General features: G+C 49.6%; 6 protein-coding genes and 2 pseudogenes. 7 read left to right on the top strand and 1 reads right to left on the bottom strand.

Annotated elements, in window-relative coordinates:
• Positions 1-24: 24 nt before the first annotated feature.
• The 6 genes from leuA to EZV61_RS02350 all read left to right on the top strand — a co-directional run bounded on the left by leuA (position 25) and on the right by EZV61_RS02350 (position 14,197).
• Positions 25-1,593, top strand: coding sequence for a 2-isopropylmalate synthase (gene leuA / locus EZV61_RS02375; RefSeq protein WP_131414206.1), 1,569 nt, complete (start codon positions 25-27; stop codon positions 1,591-1,593).
• Positions 1,590-2,690 (top strand): 3-isopropylmalate dehydrogenase, encoded by a 1,101-nt coding sequence (gene leuB / locus EZV61_RS02370; protein WP_131414205.1) that lies wholly within the window; start codon positions 1,590-1,592, stop codon positions 2,688-2,690. The genes leuA and leuB overlap by 4 nt, the downstream gene beginning before the upstream one ends.
• Before the next feature lie 2 nt (positions 2,691-2,692).
• A complete protein-coding gene (gene leuC / locus EZV61_RS02365; RefSeq protein WP_131414204.1) occupies positions 2,693-4,093 on the top strand; it encodes a 3-isopropylmalate dehydratase large subunit in 1,401 nt (466 codons plus the stop codon).
• 9 nt (positions 4,094-4,102) lie between these two features.
• Complete coding sequence (leuD, locus tag EZV61_RS02360) at positions 4,103-4,708, top strand: 3-isopropylmalate dehydratase small subunit (protein ID WP_131414203.1); 606 nt, start codon at positions 4,103-4,105, stop codon at positions 4,706-4,708.
• A gap of 461 nt (positions 4,709-5,169) precedes the next feature.
• On the top strand, positions 5,170-13,680 hold the full coding sequence (locus tag EZV61_RS02355; protein WP_131414202.1) for a polymorphic toxin type 43 domain-containing protein: 8,511 nt from the start codon (positions 5,170-5,172) through the stop codon (positions 13,678-13,680).
• Between the two features lie 10 nt (positions 13,681-13,690).
• The gene (locus EZV61_RS02350) at positions 13,691-14,197 is read left to right on the top strand and encodes a hypothetical protein (protein ID WP_131414201.1); all 507 of its coding nucleotides are present in this window, start codon (positions 13,691-13,693) and stop codon (positions 14,195-14,197) included.
• 384 nt (positions 14,198-14,581) lie between these two features.
• Here the strand turns inward: EZV61_RS02350 and EZV61_RS02345 are convergent.
• A pseudogene (locus EZV61_RS02345) lies at positions 14,582-15,220 on the bottom strand (transposase); the annotation flags it as partial.
• 488 nt (positions 15,221-15,708) lie between these two features.
• Here EZV61_RS02345 and leuD (EZV61_RS02340) point away from each other — a divergent pair.
• Positions 15,709-16,095, top strand: a pseudogene (gene leuD / locus EZV61_RS02340) (3-isopropylmalate dehydratase small subunit); the annotation flags it as partial.
• Positions 16,096-16,449: the final 354 nt, after the last annotated feature.

Raw genomic sequence — 16,449 nt, 5'->3', positions numbered from 1 at the left:
AACTAGACGCCATCAGGGGGCACCATGAGCGACCAAGTGATCATCTTCGACACCACCTTAAGAGACGGCGAACAAGCGCTGTCAGCGAGCTTGACGGTGAGAGAGAAGCTACAGATCGCCCTCGCCCTTGAGCGCCTTGGTGTTGATGTGATGGAAGTTGGCTTCCCGGTGTCTTCACCTGGTGATTTTGAATCTGTTCAAACCATCGCCAACACCATCAAAAACAGTCGTGTTTGTGCCTTGTCACGCGCTGTTGAAAAAGATATCGATGCGGCAGGCGAAGCCTTACGTAACGCTGCGCAAGGGCGTATTCATACCTTTATCTCCACTTCAACGATCCATGTTGAAAGTAAATTAAAGCGTAACTTTGACGATGTCCTTGCGATGGGGATCAACGCGGTAAAACACGCACGACGCTATACCGATGATGTCGAATTTTCTTGCGAAGACGCAGGTAGAACACCTATCGACAACTTGTGTCGCATGGTCGAAGCCGCCATTACAGCCGGTGCAACCACAGTCAACATTCCAGACACCGTGGGCTACACCATCCCATCAGAGTTTGGCGGCATTATTCAAACCCTGTTTAACCGCGTACCCAACATCGACAAAGCGATTATCTCGGTGCATTGCCATAACGACTTAGGTCTGGCCGTGGCCAACTCTATCAGTGCAGTGCAACAAGGGGCTCGCCAAATCGAATGTACCGTCAATGGTATCGGCGAACGCGCCGGTAACTGCTCGATGGAAGAGGTGGCGATGATCATCAACACCCGTAAGGACATGTTCCCGAACGTCACCACGGACATCAATACCAAAGAGATTTATCGCACCAGCCAGATGGTCAGTCAGCTTTGCAATATGCCGGTTCAATCTAATAAGGCCATTGTGGGTGCCAATGCGTTTAGCCACTCTTCCGGTATCCACCAAGATGGCGTACTCAAAGCAAAAAATACCTATGAGATCATTACGCCAGAAAGCATCGGTTTAAGCCAAAATGTCCTGAACCTGACAAGCCGCTCTGGCCGTCATGTCATCAAGCATCGCATGGCGGAAATGGGTTATGGCGTTGATGACTACAACATGGATGAGTTATACGCAGCCTTTTTGAAGCTGGCCGATAAGAAGGGTCAGGTGTTTGATTACGATCTGGAAGCCTTAGTATTCTTCACCAATATGCATGACGCAGATGATTACTATCATCTCGACTATCTGTCTGCACAATCTGGTACCGGGATCATGAGCACTTCCAGCGTGAAGCTGCGCGCGGGTGACAAAACTATATGTGAAGCTGCGACAGGTAACGGCCCGGTTGATGCCGTATACCAAGCGATTAGCCGTGCCACTAATATCGAATTTGAAATGAAGGATTATCACATCGGAGCCAAAGGCGCTGGTGAAGATGCATTAGGTCAGGTCGACATAGTCGCCCTGCATAACGGCCGCCGTTTTCACGGCATGGGCCTTGCAACAGACGTTATCGAAGCTTCAGCTCAAGCCATGGTGCATGTGTTAAATCACATTCACCGAGCAAAGGCCGTTGAAGCCAAAAAACAAGAGATTCAAGACATTAAAGTAGCGGGTGAAAAATGAGTAAGCAAAACTACCGCATTGCGGTATTGCCAGGGGATGGTATCGGCCCAGAGGTAATGGCGGAAGCGATCAAGGTGCTGGACGCCGTACAACAGAAGTTTAGATTCACCCTCGATTATCAACAATATGATGTCGGCGGCATCGCCATCGACAACCACGGTGAACCTTTACCTCCAGCCACATTAGCAGGCTGCGAAGCCGCAGATGCCATTCTGTTTGGCTCCGTGGGTGGTCCCAAGTGGGAAGGCCTGCCACCAGAAAAGCAGCCCGAACGTGGTGCATTGCTGCCCCTTCGTGGCCACTTTGATCTATTTTGCAACCTTCGCCCTGCCAAGATCCACCCTGGTTTAGAGTCATTGGCGCCGTTACGTGCCGATATCGCCGCCGCAGGTTTTGACGTGTTGTGCGTACGCGAACTCACTGGTGGTATCTACTTCGGTAAGCCCAAAGGCCGCGAAGGTGAAGGCGAAGATGAAACCGGCTTCGACACCATGAAGTACTCTCGCAAAGAGGTACGTCGCATCGCACACATTGCGTTTCAGGCCGCTCGCGGTCGTGGCGGCGTGGTCACCTCTGTCGACAAAGCCAATGTATTAGCGACATCTATTTTATGGCGTGAAGTGGTTGAAGAAGTCGCTAAAGACTACCCAGACGTCACCCTGAATCATCTATACATCGACAATGCGACCATGCAGATGTTGCGCTATCCAGCACAATTTGACGTACTGCTGTGCGGCAACCTGTTTGGCGATATTTTGTCTGATGAAGCCGCCATGATCACCGGCTCTATGGGCTTATTGCCTTCCGCCAGCTTAAACGCCGATGACTTCGGTTTGTATGAGCCAGCAGGCGGCAGCGCCCCGGATATCGCCGGCCAAGGTATCGCCAACCCGGTGGCACAGATCTTATCCGCCGCCATGTTGCTGCGTTTCAGTCTGAAGCAGGAAGCCGCCGCCAACGCCATTGATACTGCCGTGTCTAAGGCATTGAGCGAAGGCTATTTAACCGGTGAACTGTTACCCGCTGAAAAGCGTGACCAAGCCAAATCAACCAGTCAGATGGGTGACTTTATCGCCCAAGCCGTGTTGGAGAGTTAATCATGCCACAGACCTTATACGAGAAAATCTACAATGATCATGTGGTACGTGAGGAAGCTGGCGAGACGCCCGTGATCTATATCGACCGCCACTTGGTACACGAAGTGACCTCACCGCAGGCATTTGCCGGTTTAGAGTTGATGGATCGTCCTCTTCGTCAACCGGGCAAAACCTTTGCCACCATGGATCACAACGTGTCAACACGCTCCTTGGCGATAGACGCCTGTGGCCCGCAGTCTGAAACTCAGATGCGCACCTTGGCCAATAACTGTGAAAAGTTTGATGTGACCCTATATGAGATTGGTCATATCAATCAGGGCATCGTTCATGTCATGGGCCCAGAGCAAGGCCTCACCCTGCCAGGCACCACCATTGTGTGTGGCGATTCACACACCGCCACACACGGCGCTTTCGGCGCTATCGCATTCGGCATCGGCACTTCTGAAGTTGAACATGTGATGGCAACGCAAACGTTGAAGCAGCCGCGTTATAAAACCATGCAGATTAAGGTCACAGGTAAAGCTGGGCCGGGTATTACCGCGAAGGACATTATCCTGGCCGTGATTGGCAAGGTGGGCACAGCAGGCGGTAATGGCCATGTCATTGAATATTGCGGCGAAGCCATTGAAGCCTTGTCAATGGAAGGCCGTATGACCTTGTGTAATATGAGCATCGAGTTTGGCGGCAAAGCCGGTCTGGTGGCACCCGATCAAACTACCGCCGATTACCTCCAGGGTCGTCCATTTGCGCCGAAAGGCAAAGATTGGGAAGAGGCCGTGGCTTACTGGCAAACGCTGAAATCTGACGTTGATGCCAAGTTTGATACGGTCGTTGAACTAGACGCCGCCGAGATTGAACCTCAGGTCACTTGGGGCACTAATCCTGGCCAAGTCACCGGTATCAACTCTCCGATCCCACAACCAAACGACTTCGCAGATCCTGTGGAAGCAGACTCTTGCCGCAAGGCACTGGCCTATATGGGCATAGAAGAGGGGCAAAAACTAACGGATCTGACCGTCGACAAGGTGTTTATCGGTTCATGTACCAACAGCCGTATTGAAGATTTGCGTGCGGCCGCTGACGTGGCCAAAGGCAAGAAAGTTGTTGCCGGTATCGAAGCCATCGTCGTACCAGGCTCAGGCCAGGTGAAGAAGCAGGCGGAAGCGGAAGGCTTAGATAAGATCTTCACCGAAGCCGGTTTTGAATGGCGCTTGCCAGGTTGCTCTATGTGTTTGGCAATGAATGATGATCGTCTGGGTTCAGGAGAGCGTTGCGCTTCCACCTCGAACCGTAATTTTGAAGGTCGTCAGGGCCGTGGCGGACGCACCCACTTGGTCAGCCCAGCAATGGCAGCGGCAGCAGCCGTCGCAGGTCACTTCGTTGACATCCGCAAGTTGAAATAGGAGCAGATCATGTCAGGTATAACTACATTCACCGGCTTGGCAGCGCCATTGGATCACTCCCATGTCGATACCGATCAGATCATTCCAAAGCAGTTTCTGACTAAAGTCGAGCGCGTTGGCTTTGGCCAGCACTGTTTTCATGACTGGCGCTATTTGGATGAAGCGGGCGAGCAGGAAAATCCAGATTTTATTTTGAACGCGCCACGTTACAAGGGTGGTGAAGTTCTGTTAGCGAGAGAGAATTTCGGTTGTGGCTCTTCCCGTGAGCACGCGCCCTGGGCACTGAAAGAGATGGGCTTCCAAGTCGTGATAGCCCCGACTTTTGCCGACATCTTTTATGGCAATGCCATCAATAACGGCATGCTGCCGATTCGCTTAACAGAAGCGCAGGTGCAACAGCTGTTCGAAGAGGTCGTCGCAGAGGAAGGCAGTAAGATCACTGTCGATCTGGAAAACCAAAAAGTGATCGCACCAAGTGGTGCCAGCTTTGGTTTTGATATTGATCCTTTCCATCGCGAATGCATCATGAAAGGGTTGGACAGCATCGGTTGGACATTGCAGTTCGCCGATCAAATCAAAACCTACGAGCAGAGCATTCCAGCTTGGCGTCGTTAATTTGATATCACAATGAAACATAAAAAAAGGCCGCGCATGCCGGTCTCTTATACACAAATCCCTCGCCTTCGGGCGGGGGATTTTTTTTGAATGTTTTCCCTAAGTGCTACTCAGATCATTCTGTCATGATGATGAATAGGATAATGCGATATTGCTCCTCCATTATTGTTTAAATGGCGGAAAAATTATTAGTGATACAAATTGAATACCCTATTTGAGTTGGATATTGATGGGAAGCAGAGACTTTCTTCATAACGTGGAATCACCTTACCAACGCCACTTGCTTTATCGCTATTAATACAACATTGAGCGCTAGTCTTTTAAACGGTCTCATCAGACCTATTCCATTTTGCATTTAAACAATTCTAGAAAGTTAATATATATTGTGTTTCTTTTGTTCCTTGCAATTTTTATTGTTTTTTGTAGCATACGGCGTAACTTGCAGTATAAGGATATTCACCATGCCAGCGTACAAGGAATGTATCTCTCGTTACATCACCTCATTTTTCTCTCATAACACACTCCGATGGCTTTTTTTGTTTTCGCTGTTACTGGGGATGAATGTCCAAGCATCGGTCAATGCAGATGAATATCCACAACCCACTGAACACGAAAATTATTATTGTGAAACCGACTTCACACTGATCACTAACGCGCAGGGGCAAGCCTGCGAAAAAACAACCGTCTATCCGGCAACGCAAACGCTGAATAATGAGTGTGACAGCGGCTTTATCTTAAGTGCAGACAATCAATCCTGCAGTAAAACAGATAGCCTCCCAGCGCAGGTCCTTATTACCTACCATTGTGACTCCGATTTTAGCTATAACGAGAACTCGCTAAAGTGTGAACAGACCCAGACCAAATCCTTACCATTTAACACTTATGGGTGCTTAGCTGGATATCAACGACAAGGCGACACATGCGTAAAACCCGAACAAAAAAGCGCCCAACCTTATACTGACTATTACTGCCCTGCAGGGACCACAGTCTTTGATAACCAATGTCTGACAACTGATTATCAAAACCTGCTCAGCAAAACACACCAGCAGTGCGTTAGCGGTTATGTCCTGAATGGCAACCGTTGTGAGCGCCACGAGCAGATCGCAGTCACCCCAGTAGATCACTATTCGTGTCCAGCGGGGTACAGCCGCTCCGGAACCACGTGTAGTAAAACAGAGACAAAAGGCTTATCCAGCTTTACGGAGTACTACTGCGTCAGCGGTTACACTCGCTCCGGCAACAGCTGCGTGCGCAATGAATCAAAAGCAGCCACGCCCATCGATAATTACAGCTGCCCCATCGGTTACAGCCGCTCCGGGACTACATGTAGCAAGTATGAAACTCAAAACCTTTTGAGCAACACCACTTACAGTTGTCCATCGGGCTACAGTCGTTCAGGCACGACCTGTACGAAAATCACCACCAAAACGGCGACACGCAACCAGTCCTCCTATTGTCCATCAGGCTACAGCCGCGTAGGCAGCGTCTGTAACAAATACACAGCATATAGCTCTCGTCCGCCAGCAGGACTTAGCTGTCAGCAAACAGGGCGTTCCAGTTGGCTGTGTACCGTAACTACGTCACTGGTGTACGGCACCCCTTATTACTCCTGTGACAGCGGTTGGAGCTTAAATGGCACAACGTGCAGTAAAACATACCGCCAAAATGCCAATGCCAATACCACCACGTACTGCCCCTCTGGCTGGAGTAAAACTCCCAGCGGTTACGATCATTACGGCCCAACCGGTTATCACTGTGCCCGTACGCTCACACTAGCCGCCAATCACAGCCGAACCTACCACTGTGACAGCGGTTGGAGCAAAAATAGCACTACCTGCAACCGCACCTTAAGTAGAGCCCTAAGCACGCGCCCATATCAGGCCTGCGATGCTGGCTGGACTAAATTTCAGTCAGGACCTAGCAGTTACCTATGTAAGCGTACCTTGACCGAGACCGCTAACTACCAACGGCTCTATCAATGCCCCACTGGCTATCAACAACTGGGTATGGCGTGTCATCGCACGCTCACCCAAACTCCTACGCAAGTGACTGAGCATTATTGTGCCAGCGGCTATCAAAAAGTCGCTAACGGACCAAACAGCTATCACTGCCGTAAACAAACCTACAGCAATAAGCTAGCTCAAACCAAATACCGCTGCGACAGTGGGTGGAGCTTAAATGGCCAGCAGTGCTCCCGCAGCCTCACGCATTCCTATACCACCATTAACAATCAGTGCGAAGCAGGTTGGCAATGGATACCGAACGGTCAGCAAGGCCTTTGTCAGAAGGTCAACACCCAAAGCGCGTTCACGCAAAATAATTATCATTGCCAAGATCTAAATGAAGGTAGCGGAGCGCTCTGGCAACTAATCGGGCAACAATGTCAACGGGAACGAACCGAAGCATCCATCTCCTCGATAGCGTATACCTGTAGTGATGAGTCTCATACACTCAATGACCAATCATGTACCGATATTGCCACCGTGCCAGCCACACCAGAGGTGTCATATCATTGCCCTAGTGGTTACCAGCTCGATGACGAGCAATGTCTGCCCGTACAGTTTCCTGATGCTCCAGTAGTTAACTCGGTTGCACCTACCAACGAAAACGTTGGCCTAGTGCCCGGAGAAGCTGGCATGTCCGGCGGGGCCGCAACCTATCAGGTACCTATCTCATTGCCACCAGGCCGCCACGGTATGCAGCCCAAACTGGCGCTAAACTATTCGTCCCGTGCAGGCAACGGTATTCTTGGCGTAGGCTGGTCGATCTCCGGTACATCACAAATCCAACGCTGTGACCAAACCATCGCCCATGAAGGGCGCGCACGCCCCTTTGACTTTAGTGCTGATGACAAACTCTGTCTTGATGGCATGCGCTTGGTACTGGAATCAGGAAACTATGGCAGCAGTGGCGCTACCTATCGACCTGAGCTGGCCCCTGATACGTTAGTTGAGCAACTTGGCGGCAGCATTGATTCAAACTACGCCAATTTTATCGTCACCAAACGTAATGGCCACCAACTGTTTTATGGGGAAAATAGCAACGGTCGGATCAAGGTTGAAGGGCAAACTCCGGCATTATCGTGGGTACTGCAGCGAGAACTAGATACCTATCAAAACAACATCATTTATCAATATGACACCGGTGACTATGGTCAAGCCCTTCTTACCCATGCTTACTACACTGGGCAAGGTACAAATCAAGGTAGCCGTGAAGTGCACTTTATTTACCAACCGCGTCCTGATTGGGCCAGTGGCTACCGTCAAGGCGGCTACAGTGTATTGAAGAAGCGGCTCGAGGCGATTGAAACCTACACTCCTGACGGCAAAGCGTTTAGTTATCAACTGAACTATGGTGAAACAAACGACACCAGCCAAGCCACCGGCCGCAGCCTGCTCCGCGGCATCAAAATGTGTGGTCACCTCAACGGCGAAGATATCTGCTTACCTGAAACCACATTTGAGTGGCAAGAAGCTGCGCCTGAATTTGAGACCTGCGATATCGCCATACCCAGCAATACTTTCCATGATGCTGAGGTGGCACCGAGAACAAGAGGCGATTTCAATGGCGATGGCGTCAAAGATTTACTCTATCAAAATGCCGATCGAGAGTGGGAGATTGGGTTAATCAGGCCCAACTGCGAACTAGAGATTTTGACGCTACAAGGCGTTGTAGATCTTCAAACCAGCAATGATGCCAGAAATTACGCCGATATAGATTTCAATAGAGATGGCAAAACGGACTTTGTCGCAAGGCAAGCAAATGGTGATCTGGCATTTGTGTACTTAGATGAAATGGACCAACCACAATTGGTCAATACTAACATACCGATCCCGAGCAACAACACTCAAGGTCTGGTAGTGCCAAAAGCAGATTATGATGGTGATGGCACCGTTGATGCCATCGTCGTACAACCTCATTCAGAAAACGGTAACGCGACTGTGACGCTTTACCACCAATGTGGAAACAATTGGCAATGTATAGCTACCGAATTGGATGACAATTTACCGATCGGTGGCGCGCCTTATTTAACTTACAAGTCGCGCTTTATGAGTGCGGGAGATCTCGATGGGAACGGCATCGGTGACTTCTTTTTATACCGCTACTTAGCCCATGGTGGCGGCCAACTAGATCGTTATTTAGATGGCGTTTATTTGATAAGCACAGATCCGGACGGTGAGGTCAGTTGGCAATTTAAACAGACAGAACACCTTGGCTTGCCAAATTTTGAAGCCGATTTCATCATCGCAAGACACGACCACTTTCTTGATGTCAACGGCGATGGCCTAGACGATTTTGTCACTCCACACGAAGATATCGAGTGGGCCATTTTTATTAACCAGGGCCTAAATGCGGCAGGTAACTTGCGTTTCTCAACGCCTCATTTCACCGGGTTCACCAAGTACCATTTCCCAACACTTAGCGATGGACTAACGCCTGCGGCAGATCGCGCAGAGCCACAATATGCACAGCCATTAGACTACGATGCAGATGGTCGAGTTGAGTTGTTGATGCCTGCTGGAGAAGTAGGGGAGCATTGCGAATCCAGGGGTTGGCCAGAGCCGAGAAGATATTGCACCGCAGGGGGGACCGTATTCGATTGGCAAACATTTAACTGGAAATTACTTCGCTTCGTAGAAGTCGACGGCGGCTGGCAGATAGAGGAAGAAACGACACCGTTAGTGGCTAAAGTTGAAACCCTGAAAGCCCAAGGTTTACTTGGAGATGGCCTGACCCATTTCCTTGATAATGATCCATATGACATCGTCTACGATGATGATCCAAAAGCATGGGGCATTGTCTCACTCAAACGCGACTACTACATACGTCGTAACGTCTCCGGTGTTCCCGATATGTTAACCGCAGTGGTTGAAGGCGACAGCACCGCATTAGAAAAACGTGCCGAATGGGCATATCAACCGCTGTCGATTGGCGGTGACCTTTATGACGATGCTCGTGATCAGGTGTTGGAACAGGACGATGCGTTCCCGTTTACATCCTCCATGCATGTCGTCAGCGATATGTACCAAAGTGATGGTCTCGGCGAAATGCGGCATACCAGTTACTACTATGAGGGCGCAGTTTATAACCACCAAGGCCGCGGCTTTCAGGGCTTCTGGCGTATCACCAACAATCTGAATACCGAAGGGCTCGCGGTACAAACCACTTACCATCAGTCATTCCCATTGGCTGGACGCCCGGAACTCAGCGAAAAGTATGTAATAGATGGCAATAATACCCTTGAGCAGCAGCGCTATCGATACAGCCTTAACCCATCAGGGCGTGGTCACTGGATGCCTTACGCAGACAAGGTGGAAGCCCTACGTTTTGACCTATTAGATGGGCACCAAATTAGTCAAACCACAACCACCCAAGCTCAGGATGAGTATGGCGTGGTGCAATGGCAGGAACAGGTGCTCAGCGATGATATGTTGAATGAACATAGGAAACGCAGTGAATTTTTCTATGACGAACACGATCTGATTGCCAACTGGCTGGACAAACTGGACAACAAGACAGAAACCAGCTCAACAAGCTACGTTAACGATCCGCAAGCTGACGATGCCGCTAACGATATTTCGTTACGCACCGCGATCACCTGGTTTGATCAACGCCAACCCAACACCATAACAGTGACGGATGAGCACAATGAAGGCGCAGATCTAACCACCAGCTACCTCTACGACGGCTACGGTAACCCCAGATCTGAACAAAAGAGCGGTAGCATGCCCGATCCTGCAGCCTCAGTGCAGGGAGATCGCACAATCACCACAACCTATAGCAGTGATGGCTACTTTGCCCAATCGCAATACAACAGCTTATGGTTACAATCACAGGATAAAAACCGGGTAGACACAGATCCAGCCACCGGCCAGCCTGTGGCTACGACCGACAGTAACGGCAATACCACCGACTTCACCATGGACAGCCTTGGCCGCGTGATTGAAGTGAATGCCCCGGGCGTACCAACCGTTTATATCGGTATGCAGTGGTGTAGCGGCTGCGAACACAATGCCGCCATGCGCAAAGTTACCCGTCAGGCGGGTAGTCCGGAACAAGTCGAATACGCAGACAAACTGGGCCGTCCGGTGATGCACACCAGTGAGGGCTTTATTGATGATTCATTGATTGTTAGCTACAAGACCTACAATGCATTGGGTCAGATAACACAGGAAGCCGCCCCGCATTATGAAAATGATGTCGCATCGATCACCAAGTACTCAAGTCATGACGTATTAGGTCGCCCCGGCTATAAAACTGTCGATCAGGGCATCATCGATTACAGTGTTGACTACTCCTATGACGGCCTGACCACTCATGTCACAGTCAACCCTGCCGACGGTGATATATTGGCCATGGCCTATACCCATGACAGCCTTGGCCGCCTGTCAGACTCTACCGACAACACCCAGCGCACCACAGACTTCCGCTATAACGCGGCAGGCCAACCGGTGCTTATCCGGGACGGTTATGGCAACCTGACCACCGCCAGCTACAACGGTTTTGGCCATAAAAACCAGATCAACGATCCCAATATGGGCATTTGGCAATATAGCTATAACGCCCTGGGTGAGCTGCGCCACCAGACCGATGCCAATGGCACCGTCACCCAGTTGAGTTACGACGCCCTCGGCCGTATCCGCAGTCGCAGCGTCACCAGCGAGCCGTTAAGCCAATGGTTCTATGACACTGCAGCACTGGGCGTACTCGATTACAGTAGCAAAGATAACTTCCGCCGGGATATCAGTTACGACGGTTTACAGCGTCCGATGACTGAAACCACCCAGATCGGCAGCGAAAGCTTTGTCCAGCATATCCGTTACGACAACTACTACGGTCGCGTCAAAGGGGTGCAGTATCCTGGGGGCGACTTATTGGCCTACGGCTATAACAGCCGTGGCTTCATGACCCGGGAATATGAGCCAACCGGTAATCAAACCTACCGCCAGATCACAAAAATGGATGTGAACGGCCAGATCAATCAACAAGCATTTGGTAACGGCCTTTATCAGGATGTACTGCGCGATCCGCGCTCCGGCCTGGCCACCAATATCTGTGTGTCCCGCTCTACAGACTGTAACTTCAACAGCTCAGTGCAACATATCAGTTACACCCAGTATGACAGTTACGGCAACCTGAAAGCACAGCAACGCGCGTTTGACGATCTAACCATCACCGAGGAGTTCACCTACGACAGCCTCCATAGGTTGAAAAGCTCGACACGCGGTTGGCATGGCTGGTACCTGCCGCAAACGCCCCATAGCACCATCGATTATGACTACGACGACATGGGCAACCTGCAGCTGAAATCCGACTATGCCACTGATTACCGTTACGGTAACGCCAGCAAATCGGCAGGGGGCAAAGCGGGTGCCCACGCCGTTCGCCAAATCACCAAGGTCGGCAGTAATCGGGTGGTAAACCTCAGTTATGACAACAACGGTAATCTGACCGACGATGGTGATGGCCGCAGCATCGACTATACCGGCTTCAATAAGCCCAGCGAGATCATTGCCAATGGCACCACGCTCACCTTTGCTTACGATCCGGAACATAGCCGTTACCTGCAACACAAGCAGTCTGCGGCAGGCAATGAAACCATCTACTATGTCGGCGATAAGTATCAAAAGATCGTCGCAGACGATGGCTTAGTCACCGAGCGTAGCTATCTGGGTGACTATGCGATGTTGCTGCGCAATGGCGACAACTGCCAATATCAGGGTTGTGTCCGTTACCTGCATGGTGATCGCTTAGGCTCGGTCGACACCATTACCGACGGCAGCGGTAATGTACGCCAGCGCCGTGAATTTGACCCATTCGGTAAGGCACGGGACACCTACAGCGATAACTCGCTGGGTGGCAAACTCAGCAGTGAGATCACCGATCGCGGCTTTACCCAGCACGAACATCTGGATGATGTGGCGCTGATCCATATGAACGGGCGTGCCTACGATTACAACCTGGGTCGTTTCCTCAGCGTAGACCCGGTGATCCAGGCACCTGAAAACAGCCAGAGCCTGAACCCCTATAGCTACATCATGAATAACCCGTTGGCGGGGACGGATCCGAGTGGATATTACAGTGTTGTACGGGTTGAAGGACGTATACATAGTAAGCAACTCGCCAATGCGGATGCCGCAGGCGCTCAAAGCCAGATGTCTGGCGCTATCTCTGTTGGAATGAAGAGTGTCAGTGGATCGAATGGGGGTAAGAGCAAGGGCTCAAATACCGATCCCGGTGCTAAAACAGCAACGCCTGCAGCAGACATTGAGAGTACAAAGGACAAGCCGCAGGGGAATGAGGGGGGAGCTTATGCTGATGATAGTGAATATTTGGCTTCAAGTTGCTCTGAATGCAGATACTTTCATGGAAATGATGGAGGAATTGCAGGTTCCCCAAGAGTTGGGGGCTTGACCCCAGAGCAACAACTGAACATTTCCGGTAACGCTGCTGTCGAGGCCGCTGTTTATGGCGCACTAATATTCTCGGGGATGGCGGTTGAATCACTGATAGTCCGTTACATCTCCGCTGACGCTATTGTTCTATTCAATGTAGCATCTTCTGGAGGTGATCCTGAAAACCTTGTCATGATGCGGGGGGCTAATGTTGCAAAGGTCGCTGGAAGTGGGCCGGGAAAAGGCTTTATAGAGGTTAGCGCGAACCACGTTTCATCAAAAGCTGTTCAAAAGCTCTCAAATTCCAAACCTATTGATTTTATTTTTGATCCCAAAAGCCAACGTTTTATTATGGGAAATAATCCTCTTGGCCATGATGGTATCAGAATGGCAGGCGGCATTGGTCACAAAGAAATTGTAGGCGGTTCTATTTGGCGGCAAAACGGTAAGTTAAGGACAGACCAATCAAGTGGGCATTATGGAACAAATTGGACCGCAAAGGTCCGGGAACAGTTTGTGACATTTATGAGTCAAAATGGTGTTGACGTCAGCCATTCAGCAACTTATCGGAAATAGAGAACTTATTATGCATCAAGATCTGTTATCGCAAGTAACCTCGTGGAATGAAAGTCCTGTTGATGGTGATGAAAGTAAATCGCTGAAGTGGGTAAAAGTGGTTACTTTGGATACTCTTGGCTTACTGTTGGGAATATCGTCTAATGGTCGTTGGCTCAGAGTTGGCTCAGAATCTGTATATGAATTTGATTCTAAGAAATCATTTATGCCTTTGTACCCCATACTTGAAGTAGTCTTAAAGGATGTAAAGTTTGCTATTAAAAGAGGGCTTGAGTCTCAGCAATTACCAGCCGATTTATTAGAAAGCTTCCCGTTTCAGGACGTGGTGCTTTCGGGTATAAATTCAGGCTCGGAATATTGGTGCAACTTATCTTTAAAGTATGTTGAACAACTGCCATGTGATGTCGTTATCTCCAAAGCTCTTGATTTATGCTCAAAAAATGGCCCAACGCAAAAATTGCGGCACCAAGCTAAAAAATTACGATCAAGGAGTCAAATCAAAGGGGTCAGAGTCTGACGGATCCCCACGAAATAAATCTACTCATGCCCGAAAGCCTCTTCAATGGGGCTTTTGGGGAAACTTAAATACGCAAAAATACAGATAAAAGGACATATATGGACGCCCCGGATATTGCAAGTCGCTTTCAGGAAGATCGGTTTGCGGACATATATCCGGCGACATCTTCTAGGACAGCCATCTTTAGATGAATCTAAATCATCACCTTTAGACAAAATAGATTCAATAGCCCTAGAGCTAAAAATATGATTTCAGGCTTGTTAACTGACTATTTTTTAAGGGATGTTTTACGATTTTAAGCTGAGCCACAGGAAGCAAGGCACACCAGCCTCTTCCCCTGAGGGAATGAAGAGTGATGCATTGATGAAAGTGGTACGTTTCGGTTTAGCCAGTCGGTGGCGTTAACGCAGGGCCATACACCCGACTTCTCGCATTGGATTGCGCATAGCGCTTTCTGCTGGCGGGGTTACCAATCACGGTACCGCGTGACAGGTTTTGCTTTTGAATGGCTGCAATAAAGGTTTCCGCATCTAAACCTAAGCGCTCCAGAATAGGCGGCGTATCTTTGGGAATACTACCGCGTTTGTCTTTTCGTTGTGCCCTGCCCGTCCAATCCACCAGCTCAAGGTAGTCTGCAAAAGAAAATGGAATGCCTTCAGACCTGTCGTGGTGGTGGTTACCTGTAAAGGATTGCAGTAATGGCGTTTTGGCTGTTTCGCTGCTGTTCTTATCGGTCGGATCTAGCGGAGTCGGCTTCTCAGTACTTTGTTGATATTGCTTTAAGCGTTGATGAATTGAGACATCAGCAGACTGCTCTGGGGTATCAACGATACCTGCCCTGAGTGGATTCAAATCAACATAGGTCATACAGGCCAACAGCCCTGCTTCATCAAGGATGGCTTGGGACTTGAATCGACCCTCCCAGAAGCGTCCTTTGCATTTGTCTTCTTCATTGGCTTTACGGGCAATGTGTTCATTCAAACAACGCATGTACCACGATATATCTGACAAGCGTTCACGCCATTGTTGGATGATGTCTATGGCAACCTGCTTTTCAGCATCCGTAGTGAGCTTTCCTGCCAAGTAACGCCCTACCATGATTGGCCAAGTAAACAGCTTGGCCCAGCGCTCAGAGACTTCTCTGTCAGTAAGCTGTTCGGCCTTTTTAGGGTTGAGATGTACTACCAAATGATAGTGATTAGACATGACGGCGTAAGCGCAAAGTTCAATGGTGAAGACTTCATCTAGCAGGGCTAAGCGCTCTAACACCCAAGCCTTACGGTGGCTGTAGTCCGTGTTGGTAAATCTATCTTCGCCACACAAGAAAGCACGGCGAACGCAGCGGCAAACACAGTGGTAGTAAGGCGTATCGGCTGGCTATACCAGCTCTGAGCGAGGGCGAGTCATCACGGCTTCCTTGCTTGACAATTAATCACTCAAAAAGCGTAGAAAACGAACCTAGAACTGTCAACGTCGAGTGGCTGTCCCCTGTTAACCCCCCTGTTAACCCTTTAGCCAGAGAGAATTTCGGTTGTGGCTCTTCCCGTGAGCACGCGCCCTGGGCACTGAAAGAGATGGGCTTCCAAGTCGTGATAGCCCCGACTTTTGCCGACATCTTTTATGGCAATGCCATCAATAACGGCATGCTGCCGATTCGCTTAACAGAAGCGCAGGTGCAGCAGCTGTTCGAAGAGGTCGTCGCAGAGGAAGGCAGTAAGATCACTGTTGATCTGGAAAACCAAAAGGTAATCGCACCAAGTGGTGCCAGCTTCGGTTTTGATATTGATCCTTTCCATCGCGAATGCATCATGAAAGGGTTGGACAGCATCGGTTGGACATTGCAGTTTGCAGAGCAGATCCAAAGCTACGAAGATAACATCCCTGCCTGGCGTCGTTAATTCTTAACAGCAGGTCAACAAAAAAGGCTTCCCTCGGGAAGCCTTTTTTATTATTTGCAGTATCACCACGGGTAACTTAGACAGATAGCGTCATCTCACTCAGGCGCAAATTCATTTGCTAATCGCCGACCCAACATTCAAACAGTCAGATCCTCCACCACCAATGTCTATTGCGCCATCAATGACAATTTCAAACGCCTGTTTTATGACGCTCTAGGTTTACGTCAGGCTTTTTTACAGAATTCTAATGCTGTGTGATGCCGTTAGCAAAACGTCGGAATGTTGACGGACAGTTCACTTTTTAGTCGGTACCATCGCTAAATTGTTTAAATTTTGTAAAACCGTAAACGCTAA

The sequence above is a fragment of the Corallincola luteus genome (genome assembly GCF_004336975.1).
Taxonomy (GTDB): domain Bacteria; phylum Pseudomonadota; class Gammaproteobacteria; order Enterobacterales; family Neiellaceae; genus Corallincola; species Corallincola holothuriorum.
The sequence above is the reverse complement of the archived record's forward strand: the minus strand, read 5'-3'. Positions and strand labels throughout refer to the sequence as shown.

Excerpts from the sequence above, each read along its gene's own strand:
- leuA (WP_131414206.1), top strand. The coding sequence starts at position 25 with ATGAGCGACCAAGTGATCATCTTCGACACCACCTTAAGAGACGGCGAA.
- leuB (WP_131414205.1), top strand. The coding sequence starts at position 1,590 with ATGAGTAAGCAAAACTACCGCATTGCGGTATTGCCAGGGGATGGTATC.
- leuC (WP_131414204.1), top strand. The coding sequence starts at position 2,693 with ATGCCACAGACCTTATACGAGAAAATCTACAATGATCATGTGGTACGT.
- leuD (WP_131414203.1), top strand. The coding sequence starts at position 4,103 with ATGTCAGGTATAACTACATTCACCGGCTTGGCAGCGCCATTGGATCAC.
- EZV61_RS02355 (WP_131414202.1), top strand. The coding sequence starts at position 5,170 with ATGCCAGCGTACAAGGAATGTATCTCTCGTTACATCACCTCATTTTTC.
- EZV61_RS02350 (WP_131414201.1), top strand. The coding sequence starts at position 13,691 with ATGCATCAAGATCTGTTATCGCAAGTAACCTCGTGGAATGAAAGTCCT.